The sequence below is a fragment of the Pandoraea sp. NPDC090278 genome (assembly GCF_044772185.1).
Classification (GTDB): Bacteria; Pseudomonadota; Gammaproteobacteria; order Burkholderiales; family Burkholderiaceae; genus Pandoraea.
Genome location: NZ_JBIVYJ010000006.1, coordinates 360,590 through 383,235 on the forward strand (window position 1 = coordinate 360,590; position 22,646 = coordinate 383,235).

General features: G+C 62.1%; 18 protein-coding genes and 1 pseudogene. 15 read left to right on the top strand and 4 right to left on the bottom strand.

The features are described from left to right. Positions 1 to 882: 882 nt before the first annotated feature. Positions 883 to 2,250, top strand: coding sequence for a diguanylate cyclase domain-containing protein (locus ACIQWO_RS22270; protein ID WP_402828960.1), 1,368 nt, complete (start codon positions 883 to 885; stop codon positions 2,248 to 2,250). A gap of 36 nt (positions 2,251 to 2,286) precedes the next feature. Here ACIQWO_RS22270 and ACIQWO_RS22275 read toward each other — a convergent pair whose 3' ends face one another. The 4 genes from ACIQWO_RS22275 to ACIQWO_RS22290 are packed head-to-tail and all read right to left on the bottom strand — an operon-like array spanning position 2,287 to position 7,535. Further along, entirely contained in the window at positions 2,287 to 2,715 is a 429-nt protein-coding gene (locus ACIQWO_RS22275; RefSeq protein ID WP_402828962.1) for a VOC family protein, read from the bottom strand. Positions 2,716 to 2,728: 13 nt separating this feature from the next. Then, the gene (locus ACIQWO_RS22280) at positions 2,729 to 4,273 is read right to left on the bottom strand and encodes a SpoVR family protein (RefSeq protein WP_402828964.1); all 1,545 of its coding nucleotides are present in this window, start codon (positions 4,271 to 4,273) and stop codon (positions 2,729 to 2,731) included. Between the two features lie 58 nt (positions 4,274 to 4,331). Then, positions 4,332 to 5,594, bottom strand: a complete 1,263-nt coding sequence (locus ACIQWO_RS22285; RefSeq protein ID WP_039393127.1) for a YeaH/YhbH family protein — start codon at positions 5,592 to 5,594, stop codon at positions 4,332 to 4,334. An 18-nt stretch (positions 5,595 to 5,612) separates the two neighbouring features. Then, on the bottom strand, positions 5,613 to 7,535 hold the full coding sequence (locus ACIQWO_RS22290; protein ID WP_150575965.1) for a PrkA family serine protein kinase: 1,923 nt from the start codon (positions 7,533 to 7,535) through the stop codon (positions 5,613 to 5,615). A gap of 955 nt (positions 7,536 to 8,490) precedes the next feature. Here ACIQWO_RS22290 and ACIQWO_RS22295 point away from each other — a divergent pair. From ACIQWO_RS22295 to ACIQWO_RS22360, 14 genes and pseudogenes are all read left to right on the top strand, one after another. Then, positions 8,491 to 8,613 carry a hypothetical protein gene (locus ACIQWO_RS22295; RefSeq protein ID WP_257125706.1) on the top strand — a complete coding sequence of 41 codons (123 nt, stop codon included), beginning with the start codon at positions 8,491 to 8,493 and terminating at the stop codon, positions 8,611 to 8,613. Then, positions 8,610 to 9,374 (top strand): metal ABC transporter ATP-binding protein, encoded by a 765-nt coding sequence (locus ACIQWO_RS22300; protein WP_402828968.1) that lies wholly within the window; start codon positions 8,610 to 8,612, stop codon positions 9,372 to 9,374. The genes ACIQWO_RS22295 and ACIQWO_RS22300 overlap by 4 nt, the downstream gene beginning before the upstream one ends. Continuing rightward, positions 9,371 to 10,234 (top strand): metal ABC transporter permease, encoded by an 864-nt coding sequence (locus ACIQWO_RS22305; protein ID WP_233327495.1) that lies wholly within the window; start codon positions 9,371 to 9,373, stop codon positions 10,232 to 10,234. Before ACIQWO_RS22300 ends, ACIQWO_RS22305 begins: the two co-directional genes overlap by 4 nt. A gap of 11 nt (positions 10,235 to 10,245) precedes the next feature. After that, entirely contained in the window at positions 10,246 to 11,199 is a 954-nt protein-coding gene (locus ACIQWO_RS22310) for a metal ABC transporter substrate-binding protein (RefSeq protein ID WP_402828971.1), read from the top strand. A 217-nt stretch (positions 11,200 to 11,416) separates the two neighbouring features. Further along, positions 11,417 to 12,760, top strand: a complete 1,344-nt coding sequence (gene miaB / locus ACIQWO_RS22315; protein WP_402828973.1) for a tRNA (N6-isopentenyl adenosine(37)-C2)-methylthiotransferase MiaB — start codon at positions 11,417 to 11,419, stop codon at positions 12,758 to 12,760. Positions 12,761 to 12,810: 50 nt separating this feature from the next. Beyond that, positions 12,811 to 13,878, top strand: a complete 1,068-nt coding sequence (locus ACIQWO_RS22320) for a PhoH family protein (RefSeq protein WP_402828975.1) — start codon at positions 12,811 to 12,813, stop codon at positions 13,876 to 13,878. After that, a pseudogene (gene ybeY, locus ACIQWO_RS22325) lies at positions 13,875 to 14,339 on the top strand (rRNA maturation RNase YbeY); the annotation flags it as partial. The gene ACIQWO_RS22320 and the pseudogene ybeY, both read left to right, overlap by 4 nt. 182 nt (positions 14,340 to 14,521) lie before the next feature. Further along, a complete protein-coding gene (locus tag ACIQWO_RS22330; RefSeq protein WP_402828977.1) occupies positions 14,522 to 15,229 on the top strand; it encodes a gamma-glutamylcyclotransferase in 708 nt (235 codons plus the stop codon). A gap of 173 nt (positions 15,230 to 15,402) precedes the next feature. Beyond that, on the top strand, positions 15,403 to 16,278 hold the full coding sequence (locus ACIQWO_RS22335; protein WP_233327491.1) for an HlyC/CorC family transporter: 876 nt from the start codon (positions 15,403 to 15,405) through the stop codon (positions 16,276 to 16,278). A 24-nt stretch (positions 16,279 to 16,302) separates the two neighbouring features. Then, the gene (gene lnt, locus ACIQWO_RS22340) at positions 16,303 to 17,850 is read left to right on the top strand and encodes an apolipoprotein N-acyltransferase (RefSeq protein WP_402828979.1); all 1,548 of its coding nucleotides are present in this window, start codon (positions 16,303 to 16,305) and stop codon (positions 17,848 to 17,850) included. A gap of 217 nt (positions 17,851 to 18,067) precedes the next feature. Further along, positions 18,068 to 19,006: a glycine--tRNA ligase subunit alpha gene (gene glyQ / locus ACIQWO_RS22345; protein ID WP_402828981.1), complete on the top strand. Its 939-nt coding sequence runs from the start codon at positions 18,068 to 18,070 to the stop codon at positions 19,004 to 19,006. Beyond that, on the top strand, positions 19,003 to 21,123 hold the full coding sequence (gene glyS, locus ACIQWO_RS22350; RefSeq protein ID WP_402828983.1) for a glycine--tRNA ligase subunit beta: 2,121 nt from the start codon (positions 19,003 to 19,005) through the stop codon (positions 21,121 to 21,123). Before glyQ ends, glyS begins: the two co-directional genes overlap by 4 nt. Positions 21,124 to 21,150: 27 nt before the next feature. Continuing rightward, entirely contained in the window at positions 21,151 to 21,735 is a 585-nt protein-coding gene (gene gmhB, locus ACIQWO_RS22355; RefSeq protein WP_402828985.1) for a D-glycero-beta-D-manno-heptose 1,7-bisphosphate 7-phosphatase, read from the top strand. A gap of 131 nt (positions 21,736 to 21,866) precedes the next feature. After that, the gene (locus tag ACIQWO_RS22360) at positions 21,867 to 22,643 is read left to right on the top strand and encodes a lysophospholipid acyltransferase family protein (protein WP_402828987.1); all 777 of its coding nucleotides are present in this window, start codon (positions 21,867 to 21,869) and stop codon (positions 22,641 to 22,643) included. Positions 22,644 to 22,646: the final 3 nt, after the last annotated feature.

Here is a 22,646-nt window from a genome sequence, read left to right on the forward strand (position 1 = left end):
GCAGCGCTGCGCGCGCGGCAATAGCTATCGCCCCACGTGACAACGCGGTCAAACAAGCATGACAACTGTTAGCTGCCTTGCGAATTGTGGTGTGTTCGATCCGAAGGTCTGTGAAAGACAACGGTGACGAACGAGGCGTCGCGAAATGCGACATGAGAGACGAGCTTTCGACGCCGTGGGCGCCTGGGCCTCTCGATACACGCTTATTGAAAGCGCGCGAAAGTTTTACTGCACAGACTCATTGCGTGATGTAACGGACGCCGGCGCAACGAGGAACACCGGCAACGCTTTTGTTTCTATGGGCCAACCGCAGCGATTGGCTTTTTTTATTCTAGTACAGATAGTGCGTCGATGCCAACCCGTAGCACGTTTTTAGTCATTAATCCGGCGTATTTACACGTAATTACACGCCACATTTCTCATATGAATCGTAGTACTGACTAATTGCGTGCGCTCAAATCCACCGTCATCACTGACGTTGCGGCGAATTGAAAAGTTGCGAAGGGCATGCAGTTTTACAGTGTCCCGAAATCTGCAATTTCGATGTTTCGCACAGCGGATCGATGTGTCGCAGCGATTTATTTTCCGGGACGCGAAACGAACGAATTCAGGTGCGATAAGCGACATGCCGACCGTCCGGAATCCGCATGTTATCTGGCCTCCGAAGGGAAATTAGAGTACCGATCCGGAAACCAGTGCCAACCCAGAAAAACTCGTGTATTCTCCGAGGTTTAGCTTAGTTTTCAATCATTTAGCGCAAAATCGGGGAAACGCAACGGGAACGCGAGGCAATGATCTTGCGACAGTTTGCGGGCGCGGTGATTGAACGGTAGGAAAGCGATCGTGCGCGGGCACGAGGTCGTTGAATGGCGAATAACAACTATGAAAAGTACCATCAGCCGTACCGAACAGGGCAATCGCGTCGCCGCGACCACCATTTTGGCCGCGTGCGCCGCACTCACGCTTGCCGGATTCCTCGCGCGCACGCTCGAAGGCACAGTCAATCCTTTGCTGACCTTCTTTCTCGTCTCCGCAGGCGGCATTCTCAATCTGTCGACGGCGTGTCTGCTGGGCGTTCAATATCTCTACAACGGTAAGCGCTATTTTGCGCAGTTCGGATGCGCGTTTCTGCTGCGCGGACTGTTCATGTTTACCGAAGGCGTGTTGCTCGCAAATCAGCTGGCTGGCATCTCGGCAAACGTCACCCGCGCGCCCTTCTGGCTCTGGCTCGTTGCCGAAGCGAGCTTCGCCGCGTATGTGATGCTCAGCGTGCGCAGCTACTCGCGCACGCGCATGGATCCGCACACGCGCCCCGGCTACTCCGAAGCGGCGCGTTACGGCGCGACGGTCCTCATCATCTGGGTGACGGTTTCGTTGTCGATCGTGGGCGCGGGACGCACGCTCGTCACGCCGCATCTGACCGGCGGCGTCGGCATTGAGACGATTGCGCTCGCCGCCCTCTTCGTCGCTTATATCGCCTTGTGGTGGCGTATCGCGGCTGTCACGCGGCTGTCTCACAAATTGTTCCTGCTCGTGTGGGTCGTGGTCTCGATCTCGCTGTGTCAGTTGCTGCTCTCGCTTACGGCACCGAGCGAGGCGTCGTATCAGTGGTATGCGGCGCGCTTGCTGGCGTTGGCCTCACCGGGTGTTGCCACGCTCGCCCTCGTGTGGGAAATCACGCGGCAGTATCAATCGCTCGCGCTCACCAATACGGACCTGGTTGAGAAGGTCTTCATCGATCCGCTCACGCACATCTATAACCGGCGCTACTTCGACAACCGTATTCGGCTCGTGGCCGAGCGCGTGCAACAGCGCGCCATTCCGCTGTCCGTGCTGCTGATCGACATCGATTTCTTCAAGCAGGTCAACGACCGCTACGGACACCCGTTCGGCGATGCCGTCCTGCAACGCATCGCCACAACCATCCAGCATTGCATCCGGCTGCCGAGCGACTTTGCGGTCCGTCTGGGCGGCGAAGAGTTTGCAGTGGTATTGCCCGAGATCGACCAGCACGCCGCGTTACGTGTGGCCGACCGGATTCGCGAATCCGTCAAACGCGCAAGTACGGACCTGCTGCCGCAAGCGGCGCGCGACGACGGCGAGGCGATCACGATCAGCGTCGGCATTGCCTCATGGCAACCAGGCGAGCCCCTCGTCATCAGCGCAATGCTCGACCAGGCGGACAAAGCGCTCTATCAGGCGAAGCACAAGGGACGGGATCAGAGTGTGATGGGGCAGATGGCGGCTTGATGGTGGTGTGACGTCGCCCGCGGCCTTCGTGCGAAATCAGTGCCCGCCCACGGGCGGCGACGTTGCCGGTCCTTTGAGTTCCACGATGTTGCCGTCGGGATCGCTGAGATAGCAGGACGGTCCTTCCCCGTGTGCGCCGTAGCGTTGCACCACCTCGCCCAAAGTCACGCCGTGCGACGCCAGTCCTTTGCGAATGGCTTCGTCATCGAACGGTTCGACGCGCAGACAAAAGTGATCGAGATTGTGTCCTTCGGGACCGGGTGCGACACCGCCCTGACGGCCGATCTTGCCAGCGACGTCGACCAGATCGATCAACGCGTCGCCAGCACGCAGCTGCACCAGTCCGATGTCGTCCTGCACCTTCTCCAGCGTGCAGCCCAGCACCTCGATATAGAAGTGCCTCAGGCGTGCCACATCGTTGGTCCGCAACACCACGTGATCGAGCGCGACGAATGGAATCTTCATCGTCGCGCCCCCATCAGGCGCTCAGCGCGTAGCGACGCCGCTTCTCGACCTTCGTCTCGTGCGTCATTTCACTGCGGCCATCTTCGAACACCGTCTCCAGCCGCACGGTAAAGCCCCACAGACGCGCCACGTGCTTGAGCACCTCTTCGAAGCTGTCGTCGAGCGGTTTGCGTTCGCTTTGCACATGCCGCAGCGTCAGCGACCGATCACCGTGCAGATCGACGTGCGCCACCTGAATATTCGGTTCGAGCTGACTGAGGTTGTACTGCTGCGCCAGCATCTCGCGAATCTCGCGATAGCCCGAATCGTTGTGGATGGCCGTCACACGCAAGCGGCTGTCACGATCGTCGTCGAGCACGGAGAACAACTTCAGATCGCGAATCACCTTGGGCGAGAGGAACTGCTGAATGAAGCTCTCGTCCTTGAAGTTGCGCATGGCGAAGTCGAGCGTCGTCAGCCAGTCGGAGCCAGCGATATCCGGAGCCCACAGACGGTCCTCGTCAGTCGGGTCCTCGCACATGCGACGGATGTCCTGAAACATCGCGAAGCCCAGCGCATACGGATTCAGACCGCTGTAGTACGGGCTGTCGAACGACGGCTGATAGACGACGTTCGTATGCGCGTGCAGGAACTCCATCATGAAGGCGTCGTTGACGAGCTTTTCCTTGTAGAGCTGCTGAAGGATCGTGTAATGCCAGAACGTCGCCCAGCCTTCGTTCATGACTTTGGTCTGACGTTGCGGGTAGAAGTACTGCGCGAGCTTGCGCACGATGCGCACGATCTCGCGCTGCCACGGCGCCAGTTTCGGCGCGTTCTTCTCGAAGAAATACAGCAGGTTTTCTTGCGGCTCACCGGGGAATGGCGGCTCGTCCGATTCGGTGGGATCGAGACCGTCGTCCTCATCGTCGTCATGCAGGACGTGATTGGGCAGCGTGCGCCACAGATCGTTGATCTGCAATTGCAGATAGTTTTCGCGATCCTTCTGACGCGCCTGCTCCTGCGCCATCGACAGACGTTTCGGCCGCTTGTACCGGTCCACGCCGTAGTTCATCAAGGCGTGGCACGAGTCAAGCAGCAACTCTACGGACTGTTCGCCGTAACGCTGTTCGCACTCGGTGATGTAGTTGCGCGCGAACAGCAGATAATCGACGATGGCGTCGGCACTGGTCCACGTGCGAAACAGGTAATTCCCTTTGAAGAACGAGTTATGACCGTAGCTGGCATGCGCGATGGTCAGCGCCTGCATGGTCATGCTGTTCTCCTCCATCAGATACGCGATACAGGGGTTCGAGTTGATGACGATCTCGTACGCCAGCCCCATCTGCCCGCGCTTGTAGCCGCGCTCGGACGACAGGAAATGCTTGCCGTACGACCAGTGGTGGTAACCGATGGGCAGGCCGACGGTCGCGTAGGCGTCGAGCATCTGCTCGGCGGTGATGATCTCGATCTGATTCGGGTACGTGTCGAGCTTGAAGCCTGCGGCGATACGCGCGATCTCATGCTCGTATCGCTGAATCAGCTCGAACGTCCATTCCGACCCTGTGGATATATACGCCATGACGCGCCCTCGTTTCGGTACCGGCACGGACCGGTATCGGTACGCTAGGAGACGGCTTTCAGGCCGCCTTCTTCTTGAACAAGTCGTGCAGCACCGGATAGATTTCGGCCGCCTCCATGATGCGTTGCATCGCGAAGTTCGAGTGCTGCTGCTTGACCGACAGGTACTCGTTCCACAGGTTCTGCGGTTCTGCGCTCGCCACCTCCACATAGGCGAAGTACTGCACGGCGGGCATGATCGACTGCATCAGAATGTCGCGACAGATGGGCGAGTCGCCGTCCCAGTTGTCACCGTCGGAGACTTGCGCACCGTAGATGTTCCAGTCGCTCGGCGAATACCGGTCTGCGATGACCTCGTTCATCAGCTTGAGCGCGCTGGACACCACTGTCCCGCCCGACTCGCGGGCGTAGAAGAAATCGTCCTCGTTCACTTCCTTCGCCGTGGTGTGGTGGCGGATGAGCACGAGATCGATGCGCTCGTAGTTATGCCGCAGGAACAGATACAGCAGCATGAAGAAGCGCTTGGCGAGGTCCTTGCGGCTCTGGTCCATCGAGCCCGACACGTCCATCAGACAGAACATGACGGCCTGCGCTTGCGGGCGCGGCTGCATGACGCGGTTCGAATACCGCAGATCGAGTTTTTCGATGTAAGGAATCGCCTCGACGCGCGTACGCAGATGCGTGATCTCGTGCGCAAGCGCCAGGGCTCTGGGCGAGGTATCCCCTTCGCGCGAGACAATGTCCGCGTACTCGGCTTCGAGTTCACGGAGCTGCTTGCGATAGGGTGCGGTGAGTGCGATGCGTCGGCCCAGCGAGCTGCGCATCGTGCGAATGACGTTGAGGTTCGACGGCGTACCGTCGATGGAATAGCCCGCACGTACCTTGCGAAACTCCGGGATCTGGGCAAGCCGACGTTTCGCGAGGTCCGGCAGCGCCATGTCCTCGAAGAAGAATTTCAGGAACTCCTCTCGCGAGAGGTTGAAGACGAAATCGTCCTCGCCCTCTCCCGAGTCGCTGGCGCGGCTGCCGCCGCCCCCTGCGCCCGATGGCGGACGCTCGAAGTTGTCGCCCACCACGAACTCGCGGTTGCCGGGATGAACCATCTCCCGCCGCCCGCCGGGTCCGTGGTGAAACAACGGCTCCGAAATGTCCTTGACCGGGATCGAGACCTGTCCGCTGCCATCGATATCGGTAATCTTGCGCCCAGACACCGCTTTCGCAACCGCACGACGAATCTGGTCGCGATAGCGTTTGATGAAACGCTGCTGATTGATGGCGCTTTTGTTCTTGCCGTTTTGCCGTCTGTCGATGATTGCTGACATAGTGGCCCCGATTGGTTGCTACGAGGATTTGCGCACGCGCAGATACCATTCCACAAGCAGGCGAACCTGCTTCGGGGTATAGCCCTTTTCCACCATCCGGTTGACGAAGTTGGCGTGCTTTTCCTGATCCTCCTTGGACGACTTCGCATTGAACGAGATCACCGGCAGCAAATCCTCGGTCGTCGAGAACATGCGTTTCTCGATCACCGCGCGCAGCTTTTCGTAACTCGTCCAGAGCGGATTCTTGCCCGCGTTGTTAGCGCGCGCCCGCAGCACGAAGTTGACGATCTCGTTGCGGAAGTCCTTCGGATTGGTAATCCCTGCCGGCTTTTCGACTTTCTCCAGTTCGTCGTTGAGCGCGGTGCGGTCGAGAATTTCGCCAGTGTTCGGATCGCGATACTCCTGATCCTGAATCCACAGGTCCGCGAAGTTCACATAGCGATCGAAGATGTTCTGACCGTACTCCGAGTACGACTCCAGATACGCGGTCTGAATCTCCTTGCCGATGAACTCGACGAACGGTGCCGTCAGATATTCCTTGATGTAGGCGAGATAGCGCTTCTCCACTTCTCCCGCATACTGTTCGCGCTCGATCTGTTGTTCGAGCACATACAGCATGTGCACCGGGTTCGCTGCGACTTCCGTGTTATCGAAGTTGAAGACCTTCGAGAGCACCTTGAAGGCGAAACGCGTGGACATGCCCGTCATCCCTTCGTCCACCCCGGCATAGTCGCGGTATTCCTGATACGACTTGGCCTTTGGATCGATGTCCTTGAGGTTCTCACCGTCGTAGACACGGACCTTGGAGAAGATGTTGGAATTCTCGGGCTCTTTCAGACGCGTGAGCACCGCGAACTGGGCAAGCATCTTGAGCACGTTCGGCGCACGCGGGGCGTTCGCAAGCGAGCTGTTCTTTACGAGCTTCTCGTAAATCTTCACCTCGTCGGTCACGCGCAGGCAGTACGGCACCTTCACGATATAGATACGGTCGAGGAAAGCTTCGTTGTTGCGATTGCCCTTGAAGCTCTGCCACTCCGCTTCGTTCGAGTGGGCAAGCACGATGCCGTCGAACGGAATCGCACCGAACCCTTCAGTGCCTTTGTAGTTGCCTTCCTGTGTAGCGGTCAGCAAGGGGTGGAGCACCTTGATCGGCGCCTTGAACATTTCGACGAATTCGAGCAGGCCGCGGTTGGCCAGGCAAAGGCCGCCGGAGTATGAGTAGGCGTCCGGATCGTCCTGCGGAAATTCTTCGAGCTTGCGAATGTCGACCTTACCGACCAGCGACGAGATGTCCTGGTTGTTTTCGTCGCCCGGCTCGGTCTTCGCAATCGCGATCTGCTGCAACACCGACGGACGCACCTTCACGACACGGAACTTGGTGATGTCGCCGTTGAATTCGTTAAGACGCTTGGTGGCCCACGGTGACGGAATCGTATTGAGATACCGCATCGGAATGCCGAAGTCCTCTTCGAGAATCTTGCCGTCTTCCTCTGAGGAGAACAGGCCCAGAGGCGACTCGTGCACCGGCGATCCCTTCAGGCAGTAGATGGGGACATCCTCCATCAACACCTTCAGCTTCTCGGCCAGCGACGACTTGCCGCCGCCCGGAGGCCCAAGCAGATACAGAATCTGTTTGCGCTCTTCGAGGCCCTGCGCCGCGTGTTTGAAGAACGAGACGATTTGCTCGATCGTGTCTTCCATGCCGTAAAACTCACGGAAGGCAGGATAGATCTTGATGATCTTGTTGGAGAACAGCCGCGAGAGTCGCGGGTCGTGATGCGTGTCGATAAGCTCCGGCTCACCGATGGCGCGCAACATGCGCTCGGCTGCCGACGCATACGCAGTCGAGTCCTTCTTACAGATCTCCAGATATTCCTGGATGCTGTATTCCTCTTCCCTGCGTGCTTCGAAACGTGTCGTGTAGTGGCTGAAAATATCCATATGCCTCACCCCCGCCTCATCGAAATACACCGCGGAAAACACCGCGATACGATGCTCGCTCTGTTGCTTAAGACCCGGATGACTGCACGTTGGTTTCGACCTGGCTCACTGCATTCCGGAGCGACTGACGCGAAACCTTTCGCACTGTCCCCTCCCTCACATGAACGACTCAAAATCGGTTTAGGTTGACTTTAAACTTGTCAGTGAAAATTGCAACCGTTAACTCATCATATGCACAAACAAAAAAACTGTCGCTAGATATTTTCCGCAGCGCTAAGCATTCTCGATAACCCGCATGCCGCAAGGGTTTCCGCGTGTTACGCACACACTCTACGCAATGCGCACGTCACGCGAGATAGGTCAAATTTCGAGCGACTTTTTCAGCCTCCACCCACGCATTGCGCACTCGGGTTTGCCTGCATTAAGAAACGTTTGAGACATTGGTTTATTTATTAAGGAATCCTATTTATTTCATCGAATTACACACACCAACGAGATACGTTGCGTGCAATGCTTTCGGGAAAAAAAGTGGGCGGCCCAACGACGTCGACGGCAGCGAAGACGTGGGCGCGAAGGGGATGCTTTCCTGTCGAAGCGTCGCGGCTGCGCGAAGTCGCGAAGGTCGTGCGACGGGCCTGCGCTGAAGCACGCGTGTCGCAGATGGAAAGTCGACTACGGACGGATGTCTTGACGGACTAACCTCCTCCTTGCAAATTGGCGATCTCTGGAATGAAGCGAACAACGTGCCAGACGACCGCGCTTGAAATCCATGTTACGCCCGTTCGCCAAAATCTGCTGCGCGGATATGTAACGCGATGTGATCCCGTCCCGCCACGCCGCACCCGCGCCCCAGCCCCCCGGCATCACCGCGCCCGGAACGATTCGTGCAATAATGCAACTTTGTTGCATTTATTACACAGTTGCAAACTGTGTGCGGGCGTCGCCCCATCTGTCCATGATTCGCTTCTCCGTTTGGCTCTACCGTCTCGCAGGCTGGGAACGCACGGCGCTCACGCTGCTGGTGCTCGTCCCGCTTTGGGCGCTCGTTTACTGGGCGCTGAAAGGGGTCGCCCCGTGATCGGTTGCCAGAATCTCTCGGTCCGGTTCGGACCGAACGTCGCGCTGGAAGACGTGAGCGCCACGTTCGCGCCCGGTGTGCTGTCCGCGGTCGTCGGCCCCAACGGCGGCGGCAAAACCACCTTGTTGCGCGCGCTCGCCGGTCTGCAAAAGGCCACGACGGGCAAAATCGTCTGCGACGGGCCGGTGGCCTATCTGTCGCAACGCCCCGAGACCGACCATCGTTTTCCGATGTGCGTTGAAGAATACGTGCTGACCGGTACGTGGCGTCGCACGGGCGATGCCCGTCGCCTCGGCCGGGACGAGTTCGACCGCGCCCTCGACGCCCTCGCCCGCGTCGGCCTCGCCGACAAGCGCACACAAGCGCTGGAAGCCTTGTCCGGCGGGCAATGGCAGCGCGCCCGCTTCGCGCGCCTGATCGTCGAAGACGCGCCGATCGTTTTACTGGACGAACCGCTGACCGGCATCGATGTGCCATCGGCGGAACTGTTGCTGGCATTGCTGGATCAATGGCGCAACGAGGGACGCACCGTTGTGACCGTGCTGCATGATTTGCCACTGGTGCTCGAACGCTTCGCGCATGTGGCCGTAATGGCCGGACGTCTGGTGGCCTCGGGCACCCCGGCGTCCTGTCTTCAGGGCGGATTCCCGTCGGCAGACGGCGTGGGCGGTGGCGCCCATCCGGGCCTGTCGGCGGCGGGCGGATATACCGCGTTTGCCGCGACGCCGCCGTCGATCACCTTCCCCGGAGGCCGTCGATGAGCGCGCTGCTCGATCTCGTCATTGGCCCGTTCGCGGAATTCGACTTCATGCGCCACGCGCTGGTCGGCAGTCTGGCCCTGTCGCTGGGTTGCACGCCCGTGGGTGTATTTTTGCTGCTGCGCCGCATGAGCCTGATGGGCGACTCGCTGTCGCACGCGGTGCTCCCGGGTGCGGCGGTCGGCTATCTGATCGGCGGGCTTTCGCTGCCGTGGATGGCGGGCGGTGGCATGATCGCGGGCCTGCTCGTGGCGTTGCTCGCCGGTCTGTCGAGCCGCCGTACACGGCTGGATGAGGGCGCATCGTTCGCGGGCTTCTATTTGCTGGCGCTCGCGGGCGGTGTGGTCATCGTGTCGAAGTGGGGCAACAGCGTCGATCTGATGAATCTGCTGTTCGGCTCGGTGCTGGCGGTGGACGACCCGTCGCTGATACTCGTGGCGGCCATCACGACCGTCACGCTGTTGTGGTTTGGCTGGCACTATCGCGGTCTGGTGCTCGACAGCGCCGATCCGACCTTTCTCGGCCAGGGCCAGGGCAAGAGCGTGATGCGCTACCACCTGGGCTTTACCGTGCTGACGGTCATGAACCTCGTCTCCGGTTTCCAGGCGATGGGCACGCTCATGGCCGTGGGACTGATGATGCTGCCGGCGGCTACCGCCCGACTCGTCTCCCGCACGCTGCCCGGCATGCTGCTCACCGCGTGGCTGGTGGCCAGCGCGTCGAGCGTGATCGGGTTGCTGCTTTCGTACTATCTGGCTTGCCCCTCCGGGCCAGCCATCGTTTTGACGGCAGGCGTCGCCTATCTGGGCGCGCTGCTAGTTTCGCCTGGTGGTGCCGGCACGGCCAAGGCGTCTGCGCTTTAAGAGAGGAAAACATGTTCGGATTGGGTCTTGGGGGCAGCAACGCGTCGCGCGGCAAATCGTGGCTCGGCGCGGGTCCCTTTGCAGTTTTCGCTGTGATTTTTGCGCTTGTCTTCGCCTTCGCCAGCCCGGCGCATGCGCAAGACACTCGCCTGCCCGTCAGTGCCAGCTTCAGCATTCTGGGCGACATCGTGAAGGCCGTCGGCGGCGACCGCGTCGACGTCACCACGCTCGTCGGCCCCGATCAGGACACGCACACCTATGAGCCGACCCCGGCAGACGTCGCCAAACTCTCGGGCACCAAGCTGTTCTTCGTGAACGGTCTGGGCTTCGAAGGCTGGCTGCCCCGCCTGATGAAGTCGAGCCACTACCCCGGCGAGCTGGTCACGGTCACGAAGGGCCTCAAGGCCCGCACGATGGTCGACGACGGCAAGACGGTGACCGATCCGCACATGTTTCAGGATCCCGAGCGCGTGAAGACGATGGCGGACAACATCGCCGCCGCCCTCTCGAAGGCCGATCCGGCAGGCGCGAATTACTACGCGGATCGCGCCAAGAATTATCGCGGCGCGCTCGACGACCTGATCGTCTGGGCCAACAAGCAACTGGCCCCGATTCCGCAGTCGCGCCGCGTGGTGCTGACCTCGCATGACGCCTTCGGCTATCTCGGCCAGCGTTTCGGCATCAAGTTCCTCGCGCCGGAAGGCGTGTCGACGGAAAGCGAAGCGAGCGCCAAGGACGTCGCCAACCTGATCCGCGTGATCCGCCGCACGGGCATCAAGGCCGTCTTCATGGAAAACATCTCCAATCCGCGTCTGGTGCAACGCATTGCGCACGACGCGAAGGTGACCGTGGACGGCAAGCTGTACTCCGACGCCCTGTCGAAGAACCCGGAAGCGACAACCTACCTCCAGTTGTTCCAGTACAACATCCGGGCGCTCGCCGCAGCGATGAAGGACAACCGGTAATCCCCCCGGCGCTCCCGCGCTCCCCCTCGGTGCACGCGGTATAATGCGTGCACCACACACCGGCCCCGCTACGGAGGTCCGGACAGGCCGGCCATGCCGGCTTTTGCGTTTGGGTCGTCACATTTCTCGCACGACCGGAAAACTGAACCCCTGAAACATCCGGCAACGGACAAATACGGACGCCCCCAGGTTAACCACTGCGAACGGCGCACACTCAATGGCAAAGAAGATTTACATCAAGACGTTCGGCTGTCAGATGAACGAGTACGACTCCGACAAGATGGCGGACGTGCTCGGCGCAGCCGAAGGTCTCGAGAAGACCGACACCCCCGAAGACGCCGACGTCATCCTCTTCAACACCTGCTCCGTGCGCGAAAAGGCACAGGAAAAAGTGTTCTCGGATCTGGGCCGCATGCGCGCCCTCAAGGAAATCAAGCCGGATCTGGTGATCGGTGTCGGCGGTTGCGTCGCCAGTCAGGAAGGCGCGGCCATCGTGCAACGCGCCCCTTACGTGGACGTGGTGTTCGGCCCGCAAACGCTGCACCGTCTGCCGCAGATGCTCGAAGCGCGCCGCTCGACCGGCCGTTCGCAAGTCGACATCTCCTTCCCCGAAATCGAGAAGTTCGATCACCTGCCGCCCGCGAAGGTCGAGGGTGCTACGGCGTTCGTCTCGATCATGGAAGGCTGCTCGAAGTATTGCAGCTACTGTGTGGTGCCTTACACGCGCGGCGACGAAGTCTCGCGTCCGTTCGAAGACGTGCTCACCGAAATTGCCGGACTGGCCGAACAAGGCGTGCGTGAAATCACGCTGCTGGGCCAGAACGTGAACGCCTATCGCGGTCTGATGGCCGACGGCGAGATCGCCGACTTCGCGCTGCTCATCGAATATGTGGCGGAAGTGCCGGGCATCGAACGCATTCGTTACACGACGAGCCATCCGAAGGAATTCACGCAGCGCCTGATCGACACCTACGCCAAGGTGCCCAAGCTCGTGAGCCACCTGCACCTGCCGGTGCAGCACGGCGCCGACCGCGTGCTGTCGGCCATGAAGCGCGGCTATACGGTGCTGGAGTACAAGTCGATCATCCGTCGCCTGCGTCAGGTGCGCCCGGAGATGTCGATGTCGTCGGACTTCATCGTCGGCTTCCCCGGCGAGACGGAAGAGGATTTCGACAAGCTCATGGCGATGATTCACGATATCGGCTACGACACCAGCTTCTCGTTCATCTACAGCCCGCGCCCCGGCACGCCCGCCGCGAACTTGCAGGACGACACGCCGCGCGAAGTGAAGCTGCGCCGTCTGCAACACTTGCAGGCCGTGATCGAAGAGAACGCCGCACGCATCAGCCAGAGCATGGTCGGCTCGCGTCAGCGTATTCTTGTCGAAGGCGTGTCGCGCAAGGACCCGAACGAGTTGCAAGGCCGCACCGAGAACAACCGCGTGGTCAACTTCCCGGCCCCCGAAGCACAGCGCGCCGCGCTGATCGGGCAGATGACCGACGTCGTGATCACCTTCGCTTACCCGCACTCGCTGCGCGGCGAACTGGTGAGCACACACTGAACGACGCAGCGAACATCGAACGACCTGAACAGGCAACCGACCGGATTATCTTGAAAGCACCCGTCCAAGAATTCACCGCCCCGCGCGACGACAATCGCCGTCTGGCCAACCTCTGCGGCCCGCTCGACGAGAACCTGCGTCAGATCGAGCAGGCGCTCGACGTCTCGATCACCCGACGTGGCCATCGCTTCTCGGTTCGCGGCAAGAGCGCCGCCGTCGCCACGCAAGCCCTCGAGAGTTTCTACAACCGCGCCACCGAAGCGCTGTCCGTCGACGATATCCAGTTGGGTCTCGTGGAGACGCGTCAGGGCCTCGCACCCACCGTGCGTCACGGCGACGACAATCCGTTTGCCGCTGGCGAGACGGAAGACGGCTCGCCCGTGCTGCACACGCGTCGCAGCGACCTGCACGGCCGCACGCCCGCGCAGCGCGACTATCTGAAGCAGATCCTCTCGCACGACGTGACGTTCGGCATCGGCCCGGCCGGTACCGGCAAGACGTATCTGGCGGTGGCCTGCGCCGTCGACGCGCTGGAGCGCGACGCCGTCAAGCGCATCGTGCTGACGCGCCCGGCGGTGGAAGCGGGCGAGCGTCTGGGTTTCCTGCCGGGCGATCTCGCGCAGAAGGTCGATCCGTATCTGCGTCCGCTGTACGACGCGCTCTACGATCTGCTCGGCTTCGACAAGACGCAGAAGTACTTTGAGAAGCAGATGATCGAGATCGCGCCGCTCGCCTACATGCGCGGGCGCACGCTCAACCATGCGTTCATCATTCTGGACGAGGCGCAGAACACCACGCCCGAGCAGATGAAGATGTTCCTCACGCGTATCGGCTTCGGCAGCAAGGCGGTCGTGACCGGCGACACCACGCAGGTCGACCTGCCGCGCGGCCAGAAGAGCGGCCTGATGGAAGCGCAGGTGGTTCTGAAGAACGTGCGGGGTATCGCCATGACCCGTTTCACCAGTGTCGACGTCGTGCGTCACCCGCTGGTTGCGCGCATCGTCGAAGCGTACGACGAGCACACGCAGCATCTGGAAGCCGGGCTGGACCTGCCTGCGGCGGAACAAGGGCGCGAGCGCGCGCCCCGTGGACCGCGTGCCGCTGGAGGCAAGGCATGAGCGAGCGGGCCGTGCGCCATGCGCTCACGCTGACGAGCCAGTTCGTCGCGGGTGCGGCGTTCGCGTCGCACAAGGCGCTGCTCACGCGTACTGCGGTGCGTCGCTTGGTGCAGGCCGCGCTGTTGGCCGACGCCGAGCTGACGCTGCGCTTCGTCGACGCCGACGAAGGCCAGACGCTCAATCGTGGCTATCGCGGCAAGGACTACGCCACGAACGTGCTGACGTTCGCCTATGCACAGGACGAAAGCGATCCGGTGACGGGCGACATCGTGCTGTGCTGCCCGGTGGTCGAGCGCGAAGCGAACGAGCAAGGTATTGCGCTCGAAGCGCATTACGCCCACCTGATCGTGCATGGCGTGCTCCACGCGCAGGGCTACGATCACGAGGAAGACGACGAAGCGCAGGAGATGGAGGGCCTGGAGACGGAGATTCTCGCCGGGTTGGGCTATGCCGATCCCTACGCATCGGAGAAGTCGCCGACGGCTGCCGCACAGGACAAACCGGTGAAGACTCCGAAAAGCCGTCAAGCCGCAAAGCACACCGATTCGGCAGAGGCGACAAAGCCTGCAAAACCGGCCAAAGCGGCCAAGACTGCCCCGACGTCCACCTCCCGCCGTACCTGACCGAGACCCGACCGAACCGTATGGAACGCATTCCGGACCGACCGACCGCCCCTGAAGCGCCTAAAGCTCCCCAGGCCAGCACGTCGCGCGGACCGGGATGCGACCGGTACCCGCCGGATCTCGGCGTCTCCCGGCACTTGAGCCCGGAAGAAATGAGCGAATCGCTCGACGCCGCGCTCACCGGCTGGGACGGCCGCGAAGACCTCTGGATCTTCGCCTACGGCTCGCTCATCTGGAACCCCGGCATGCCCGTCGAAGAATGCCTGCGCGCCCGCGTGCACGGCTATCACCGGGGGCTGTACCTGTGGTCGCGCGTCAATCGCGGCACGCCGGAGCAGCCGGGACTCGTGCTGGCGCTCGATCGCGGCGGCTCGTGCGCTGGCGTGGCCATGCGCCTGGCCGCAAAGCACGTCCGCACGGAATTCGAAACGCTCTGGTATCGGGAAATGGCGATGGGCTCCTATCGCCCGATGTGGCTGAATTGCCAGTTGGCCGACGGCCGCACCAAGCCGGGCCTCGCCTTCGTCATGCGACGCGAAGCTGCGAGCTACGCGGGCCGCCTGCCCGACGCCATCGTCCGCCAGGTGTTCGATCAGGCGCAGGGACGCTACGGCACCACGCACGATTACGTCGCCCGTACGGTCAAGGCGCTGCGCGAAGCGGGCATGCCCGACCCGGCGCTCGAAGCGGTACTGCGCCGCTGCGAGGCGAAGCAAGTTCCAAAGTAAGCGCACCAGAATGCAGCATCCGGCGCACTGAAATGTCCTGAAATATGCACGACGTTGCGCATGTCGCCCGAAGCGTTGCAATGCCACCCGCCTGACGCGGTAATGCCGCACATCTGGTGTATCCTTGAGCTTCCTGTAACAGCTCGGCGTCCGCCCAACTTGGACGCGCCGTCATGAACGACCCTTATCCCAGTCGACCCGGTCCAAAGAAAACCGACAAACCTCGCTCTCTGCTCGAACGCCTCACCGATCTGATTTCCCCGGAGCCGGAGTCGCGCGCAGAGTTGCTCGAAATTCTGCAAGACGCTCACGCCCGTAACCTGATGGACGCCGATTCTCTGGCGATGATCGAGGGCGTATTCCAGGTGGCCGATCTATGTGCCCGCGACATCATGGTGCCGCGCGCGCAGATGGACGCCATCAACATCGAACAGACCCCTGAAGAGTTCATGCCGTTCGTGCTGGAGCAGGCGCACTCGCGCTATCCGGTCTACGAGGGCAATCGCGACAACATCATCGGCATTCTGCTCGCGAAGGATCTGCTGCGTTACTACGCCAATCACGACTTCGACGTGCGCGACATGCTGCGCCCGGCCGTGTTCATTCCGGAGTCGAAGCGTCTGAACGTGCTGCTGCACGACTTCCGCGTCAATCGCAATCACATCGCCATCGTCGTGGACGAATACGGCGGTGTGGCCGGTCTCATCACGATTGAAGACGTGCTGGAGCAGATCGTCGGCGACATCGAGGACGAGTACGACTTCGATGAGGAAGAAGACAACATCATCGCCGCGCCTGATGGCTCGTATCGCATTCGTGCGCTCACGGAAATCGAGCAATTCAACGAAGCGTTCGGCACGCAATTTCACGATGACGAAAACGACACGATCGGCGGTATGATCACGCACCAGTTCGGCCGTGTGCCGCGCCGTGGCGAACGTCTGCGCATCGGCAATCTCGTGTTCGAAGTGCTGCGCGCCGACGGCCGCCAGGTCCACATGCTGCTATTGCGGCGCGTGGAGCCCGCACCCGCCGTTCAGCCTGAGTAACTCTCTCATCGATCCATGCAGGAAATGACCGTCCACGCGCCCGAGCGGCGCTCGTGGCCGGCCTGGCGTGCCCGTGCGCTCGCCGGTCTGGCCGGTATCGCACAAACGCTGGCCTTCGCGCCACGCGACCTCTGGTGGCTGCAACTGCTCGCGATGGCGGGGCTGTTCGTGCTCGTCGAGCGCAGCGCCTCACGACGCAATGCCCTCTGGCTGGGCGGCAGTTTCGGCCTCACCTCGTTCGTCTCCGGCATCTGGTGGCTCTACATCAGCATGCACACCTACGGCGGCATGCCCGGTGTGATGGCCGGGGCAGCAGTCGTGCTGTTCTCGCTCTATCTGGCGATCTATCCGGCGCTCGCCGCGTTCGTCACGCGTGCCGTGCCTGCCACCGGCCCGTGGCGCGTGCTGGCCTTCGCCGGGGCCTGGACGCTCGCCGAATGGCTGCGTGGCACCGTCTTCACCGGGTTCCCCTGGCTCTCGCCCGGCTACGCCCATGTCGACGGCCCGCTCGCGGGCTTCGCCCCGCTACTCGGCGTGTACGGCATCACCGGTCTCGCCGCGCTCGCGGCAGCATGGCTTGCCCGTGCGCTGCTGCCGGTCGTCCCGACGACGGGTGCGGCACGACGTCTCACCGCCGTGGTCGGCGTGCTGGCGCTGCTGGGCGTGGGTGTCGGCCTGTCCCGTCACGCCTGGACTACGCCCTCGGGGCAGCCGCTCACCGTACGGCTGCTGCAAGGCAATATCCCGCAGGACATGAAGTTCGAACGCGCTGGTATCGATCACGCCATGGCGCTTTATCGCGACATGATCGTAGCCGCACCGGCCGATCTCATCGTGACGCCGGAAACGGGCTTCCCTGTGCTGCTGCAAGCCATTCCGCCCGAGATCGCGGCACCGATCCGTGAGTTTGCAGACCGCACGGGTTCCCATGTGGTGCTCGGCGCGGTCGGCGCGAAGATCACCGATCGCGGTCCGACCGACTTCACTAACAGCCTGTTCGGCGTGACGCCGCGCGATCAGACGCTCTACCGCTACGACAAGCACCATCTCGTGCCTTTCGGCGAGTTCGTACCGTGGGGCTTCCGCTGGTTCGTCGACATGATGCACATCCCGCTGGGCGACTTCCTGCGCGGCAGCGCCACACCGAGCGGCTTCCCGGTGCGCGACCAGCGTATTGCGATGAACATCTGCTACGAGGATCTGTTCGGCGAGGAGATCGCGCAGGCGCTGCGCAACATGCCGGAACCGGCCACGGTGCTCGTGAACTCGACCAACCTCGCCTGGTTCGGCGACACCATCGCGCTCGATCAGCACTTGCAGATCGCCCGCATGCGCACGCTTGAGACCGGACGCCCGATGCTGCGTGCGACGAACACCGGCGCGACGGCGATCATCGATGCGCACGGTCATGTGCAGGGGCGTCTGCCTGCGATGACGGTCGGTGCGCTCACGGGCAACGTCCAGCCGTACACCGGCCTCACGCCGTACGTGCGCTTCGGCAATGTGCCCGCGCTGGTGCTCGCACTCGTCGCGCTGGGTCTCGGTCTGGCCATGACGCGCCGCTCGCGCTAAACGTCAGAGCAACGGCAAAACAGCCCGCGTCGCATCGTCAAAACGACACAGGGGGACGTGAAAATCCCCCTGTCGTGCCACCCCGGGGCCATCGGCGCCCCGTTCGGGTCGAATTCCCGCTAAAATTCAACGTTTTAGTCTTTTGGCCGCGCTCGCGGCCGGGCCGAAAGACTGCGCAAAATCCGCATTTTTTCCTGTTCGTCCGCGCGAATTCATCATGCTTACCTTTCAACAAGTCATCCTGACGTTGCAGGATTACTGGGACAAGCAAGGCTGTGCGTTGCTCCAGCCTTACGACATGGAGGTCGGCGCCGGTACCTCGCACACTGCCACGTTCCTGCGCGCGATCGGTCCGGAGCCGTGGCGCGCTGCTTATGTGCAGCCGTCGCGCCGTCCCAAGGATGGCCGTTACGGTGAGAACCCGAACCGCATGCAGCACTACTACCAGTATCAGGTGGTGCTCAAGCCGGCCCCGGAAAACATCCTCGACCTGTATCTGGGCTCGCTGCGCGCGCTCGGTCTCGATCTGACCCAAAACGACGTGCGCTTCGTCGAAGACGACTGGGAAAACCCCACGCTCGGCGCCTGGGGTCTGGGCTGGGAAGTGTGGTTGAACGGCATGGAAGTCACGCAGTTCACCTACTTCCAGCAAGTGGGCGGTCTCGACTGCAAGCCGGTGCTCGGCGAAATCACGTATGGCATCGAGCGTCTGGCGATGTATCTGCAACAGGTCGAGAACGTGTACGACCTCGTGTGGACCGAGTGGGAAGAGCAAACGGTCGACGGCCCGATCAAGCGCCGCCTGACCTACGGCGACGTGTTCCATCAGAACGAAGTGGAACAGTCGACGTACAACTTCGAGCACTCGAACCAGCCGATGCTGTTCAGCTTCTTCGACAACTATGAGAGCGAAGCCAAGCGTCTCATCGAAGCCGAACTGGCGCTGCCCGCCTACGAGATGATTCTCAAGGCCGCACACACCTTCAACCTGCTCGACGCGCGCGGTGCCATCTCGGTGACCGAGCGCGCGGCGTATATTGGCCGTATCCGCGCGCTGTCGCGCCTGATCGCACAGGCCTACTACGCTTCGCGCGAAAAGCTCGGCTTCCCGATGCTGAACGCCCCCGCAGTTAAAACTCAAACGCAAGCCGCATGATGAGCACCGCACAACGCACCCTGCTGGTCGAACTGCTGACCGAAGAACTGCCGCCGAAGGCGCTGGCGCGTCTGGGCGACGCGTTTGCCGACGGCATCGCCAACGGCCTGCGCACGCGCGGGCTCACCACGGACGCCAGCGTCGTCACGTCGTTCGCCACGCCGCGCCGTCTGGCCGTCTCGATCACGAACGTGCTCGACCGCGCCCCGGACGCCACGATCCGCGCCAAGGTGCTGCCGGTGTCCGTCGCACTCGACGCCAACGGCAACCCCACCCCGCCGCTCGCAAAGAAGCTCGCGGCGATGGGCTTCGCCGACCTGCCGGTTGCGAGCCTGGAGCGCGCGATGGATGGCAAGGCCGAAGCCTTCTTCCACACCTACACCGCTGCTGGCGCTCAACTGGCCAACGCACTGCAAGCCTCGCTCGACGAAACGCTCGGCAAGCTGCCGATTCCGAAGGTCATGAGCTATCAGCGTCCGGACGGCGAGACGGTGCAGTTCGTGCGTCCGGTGCACGGCCTGATCGCACTGCACGGCGACACGCTCGTGCCCGCGATGGCCATCGGTCTCGCATCGGGCAACAAGACGCTGGGCCATCGCTTCCTGTCGAAGGGTGAGGTCACCGTCGCCAATGCCGACGCCTACGCCGCTACGCTGGAAACCGAAGGCAAGGTCGTGGCGAGCTTCACGGGCCGTCGCGACGCTATCCGCACGCAACTGCTCGCCGCCGCCGGTAACGACCACGTGGTGATGCCGGACTCGCTGCTCGACGAAGTGACCGCGCTCGTCGAATGGCCCGCAATCTACGCCTGCCATTTCGAGAAGGAATTCCTGGCTGTGCCGCAGGAATGTCTGATTCTCACGATGCAGACGAACCAGAAGTACTTCGCGCTCACCGACAAGCCGCTGGCTGACGGTGGCCGTCTGACGAACCGCTTCCTGATCGTCTCCAACATCGAGACGGACAACCCCGAGCAGATCGTGACGGGTAACGAGCGCGTGGTGCGTCCGCGTCTGGCCGATGCGAAGTTCTTCTTCGAGCAGGACAAGAAGAAGCCGCTGGCCGATCGCGTGCCGCTGCTCGCAAACGTCGTGTATCACAACAAGCTGGGCTCGCAGTTCGAGCGCACACAGCGTCTGGAGAAGCTCGCCGGTGCGATCGCGCACATGATCGGTGCGGATCAGGATGGCGTGAAGCTCGCCGAGCGCGGCGCACTGCTGGCCAAGGCCGACCTGCTGACCGACATGGTCGGCGAGTTCCCCGAATTGCAAGGCACGATGGGCACGTACTACGCGCGTCATGACGGCGAAGCTGCCGACGTCGCGCTGGCCTGCTCGGAACACTATCAGCCGCGTTTTGCCGGCGACGCCCTGCCCACCAGCACCACCGGCACGGTGGTGGCACTGGCCGACAAGCTCGAAACGCTGGTCGGCATCTGGGGCATTGGCCTGCAACCGACGGGCGAGAAAGACCCGTTCGCACTGCGCCGTCACGCGCTGGGCATCGTGCGCATGCTCATCGAGAAGCGCCTGCCGGTGATGCTGCCGGAACTGCTGAACGTCACGTACAAGCAGTTCACCACGGGCGTGGCCGACTCCGCTTACCTGAACGACGTCTACCAGTTCGTGCTCGACCGACTGCGCGGCTACCTGCGAGAGCAGGGTTATGCGGCCAACGAGATCGAAGCGGTGCTGGCCGATCACCCGAAGTATCTCGGCGATCTGATCGAGCGTCTGGATGCCGTGCGCGCCTTCTCGGCGCTGCCGCAAGCCGAAGCCCTCGCCGCGGCGAACAAGCGTATCGGCAACATCCTGAAGAAGACGGCCCCGCCGGCGGACGGCACGATTTCGCCGGACCTGCTGCTGGAATCGGCCGAGAAGGCGCTTCACGCCGCCCTCGAAAAGGTGACCCCGGTGGTCGAGCAGAAGTTCGAAGCACGCGAGTACGCGCAGGCGCTTTCCGCGCTGGCCGAACTGCGCGATGCGGTCGACGCCTTCTTCAACGACGTGATGGTGATGGCCGAGGAGGACGCGTTGCGCAACAACCGCCTCGCGTTGCTCAAGAACCTGCACTTCCAGATGAACCGCGTGGCCGATCTCTCGAAGCTCGCCGCCTGATGTTCCAACGAGTCAACTGAGCTACTCATGGATTCGCGCAAAGATCGCACCCTCGGCCCCGCCGCCCGAAAACTCGTGATTCTCGACCGGGACGGCGTGATCAACGTCGACTCGGATCAATTCATCAAATCGACGGATGAGTGGGTGCCGCTGCCCGGCAGTCTCGAAGCCATCGGTCGGCTGAATCAGGCCGGGTACCGTGTGGTCGTCGCGACGAACCAGTCGGGTGTGGGGCGCGGTCTTTTCGACATGGCGACGCTCGGTGCGATGCACGCGAAGATGTCGAAGCTGGCGTCCGCCGCCGGTGGACGCATCGACGCCGTGTTCTTCTGTCCGCATACCTCGGTGGATGCCTGCGACTGCCGCAAGCCCAAGCCCGGCCTGTTCCAGGAAATCGCGCGACGCTACGAAGTCGACCTGACCGGCGTGCCCGCCGTGGGCGATTCGCTGCGCGACCTTCAGGCGGCTGCGGCCGTGGGCGCGAAGCCGCATCTGGTGCTCACCGGCAAGGGCAAGAAAACGCTCGCCGCAGGCAACCTGCCCGAAGGCACACGCGTGCACGATAGTCTGGCGGCGTTCGTCAACGATCTGCTTGCCGACGAGGACGCTTAATCGCATACGCCCCACGCTCGCCACCGCACAACGACCGCCCAGCCTTCGCTGAACTTCCGCCCCGCCGCGCGTACTATGACGCGGTCACACGCAGACCTCGCGAAGGCGATCGATCCCAGGCCCGAAACCCCATGCGTCAACTCCGCTCGATTCTCTTCTTCGTCTTCCAGATCGTCTGGACGATTCCGTACGCCATCGCGTGCATCTTGTCGTTCCCGTTCCTGTCGCGCGTGCAGCGTTACTGGTTCGCGGTGGGCTGGTGCAAGGTCGTGACGCGTGTTGGCGACAAGCTCTGCGGTATTCGCTATCGCGTGATCGGCTGGGAAAACCTCCCCGATACGCCTGCGATCATTCTGTCGAAGCATCAATCGGCATGGGAGACGGTGGCGCTACCGGCGCTGATGCCGCGCCCGCTGTGCTTCGTGTTCAAGCGTGAGTTGCTGTTCGTGCCGTTCTTCGGCTGGGCGCTGGGCCTGCTGAGCATGATTCACATCGATCGCCGTAAGGGCACGGACGCCTTCGCATCGGTCGTGAAACAAGGGCGTGATCGTCTCGCGGAAGGGTCGTGGATCATCATGTTCCCGGAAGGCACGCGCACGAAAACCGGTTCGCGTAACAAATACAAGTCGGGCGGCGCGCGTCTGGCCACCGCGACCGGCGCGCCGGTCGTGCCGATTGCACACAATGCCGGACGTGTCTGGCCGCGCAACTCGTTCATGAAATTTCCCGGGGAAGTGATCGTCTCGATCGGTCCGGTCATCGAGACGGCAGGCCGCACGGCCGAAGCCGTCAACGCCGATGTCGCCGAGTGGATCGAGCGCGAGATGATACGTATCGACCCCGCCGCTTATACGTCGAAACCGAGGGCGAGCGCGTCTGACACCTCCGACGCCACACCCCGGACCTGACTG

What these genes read in the sequence shown, in the direction of transcription:
- ACIQWO_RS22270 (WP_402828960.1), top strand. Translation starts at nt 883, where the DNA reads ATGAAAAGTACCATCAGCCGTACCGAACAGGGCAATCGCGTCGCCGCG.
- ACIQWO_RS22275 (WP_402828962.1), bottom strand. Translation starts at nt 2,715, where the DNA reads ATGAAGATTCCATTCGTCGCGCTCGATCACGTGGTGTTGCGGACCAAC.
- ACIQWO_RS22280 (WP_402828964.1), bottom strand. Translation starts at nt 4,273, where the DNA reads ATGGCGTATATATCCACAGGGTCGGAATGGACGTTCGAGCTGATTCAG.
- ACIQWO_RS22285 (WP_039393127.1), bottom strand. Translation starts at nt 5,594, where the DNA reads ATGTCAGCAATCATCGACAGACGGCAAAACGGCAAGAACAAAAGCGCC.
- ACIQWO_RS22290 (WP_150575965.1), bottom strand. Translation starts at nt 7,535, where the DNA reads ATGGATATTTTCAGCCACTACACGACACGTTTCGAAGCACGCAGGGAA.
- ACIQWO_RS22295 (WP_257125706.1), top strand. Translation starts at nt 8,491, where the DNA reads ATGATTCGCTTCTCCGTTTGGCTCTACCGTCTCGCAGGCTGGGAACGC.
- ACIQWO_RS22305 (WP_233327495.1), top strand. Translation starts at nt 9,371, where the DNA reads ATGAGCGCGCTGCTCGATCTCGTCATTGGCCCGTTCGCGGAATTCGAC.
- ACIQWO_RS22310 (WP_402828971.1), top strand. Translation starts at nt 10,246, where the DNA reads ATGTTCGGATTGGGTCTTGGGGGCAGCAACGCGTCGCGCGGCAAATCG.
- miaB (WP_402828973.1), top strand. Translation starts at nt 11,417, where the DNA reads ATGGCAAAGAAGATTTACATCAAGACGTTCGGCTGTCAGATGAACGAG.
- ACIQWO_RS22330 (WP_402828977.1), top strand. Translation starts at nt 14,522, where the DNA reads ATGGAACGCATTCCGGACCGACCGACCGCCCCTGAAGCGCCTAAAGCT.
- ACIQWO_RS22335 (WP_233327491.1), top strand. Translation starts at nt 15,403, where the DNA reads ATGAACGACCCTTATCCCAGTCGACCCGGTCCAAAGAAAACCGACAAA.
- lnt (WP_402828979.1), top strand. Translation starts at nt 16,303, where the DNA reads ATGACCGTCCACGCGCCCGAGCGGCGCTCGTGGCCGGCCTGGCGTGCC.
- glyQ (WP_402828981.1), top strand. Translation starts at nt 18,068, where the DNA reads ATGCTTACCTTTCAACAAGTCATCCTGACGTTGCAGGATTACTGGGAC.
- glyS (WP_402828983.1), top strand. Translation starts at nt 19,003, where the DNA reads ATGATGAGCACCGCACAACGCACCCTGCTGGTCGAACTGCTGACCGAA.
- gmhB (WP_402828985.1), top strand. Translation starts at nt 21,151, where the DNA reads ATGGATTCGCGCAAAGATCGCACCCTCGGCCCCGCCGCCCGAAAACTC.
- ACIQWO_RS22360 (WP_402828987.1), top strand. Translation starts at nt 21,867, where the DNA reads ATGCGTCAACTCCGCTCGATTCTCTTCTTCGTCTTCCAGATCGTCTGG.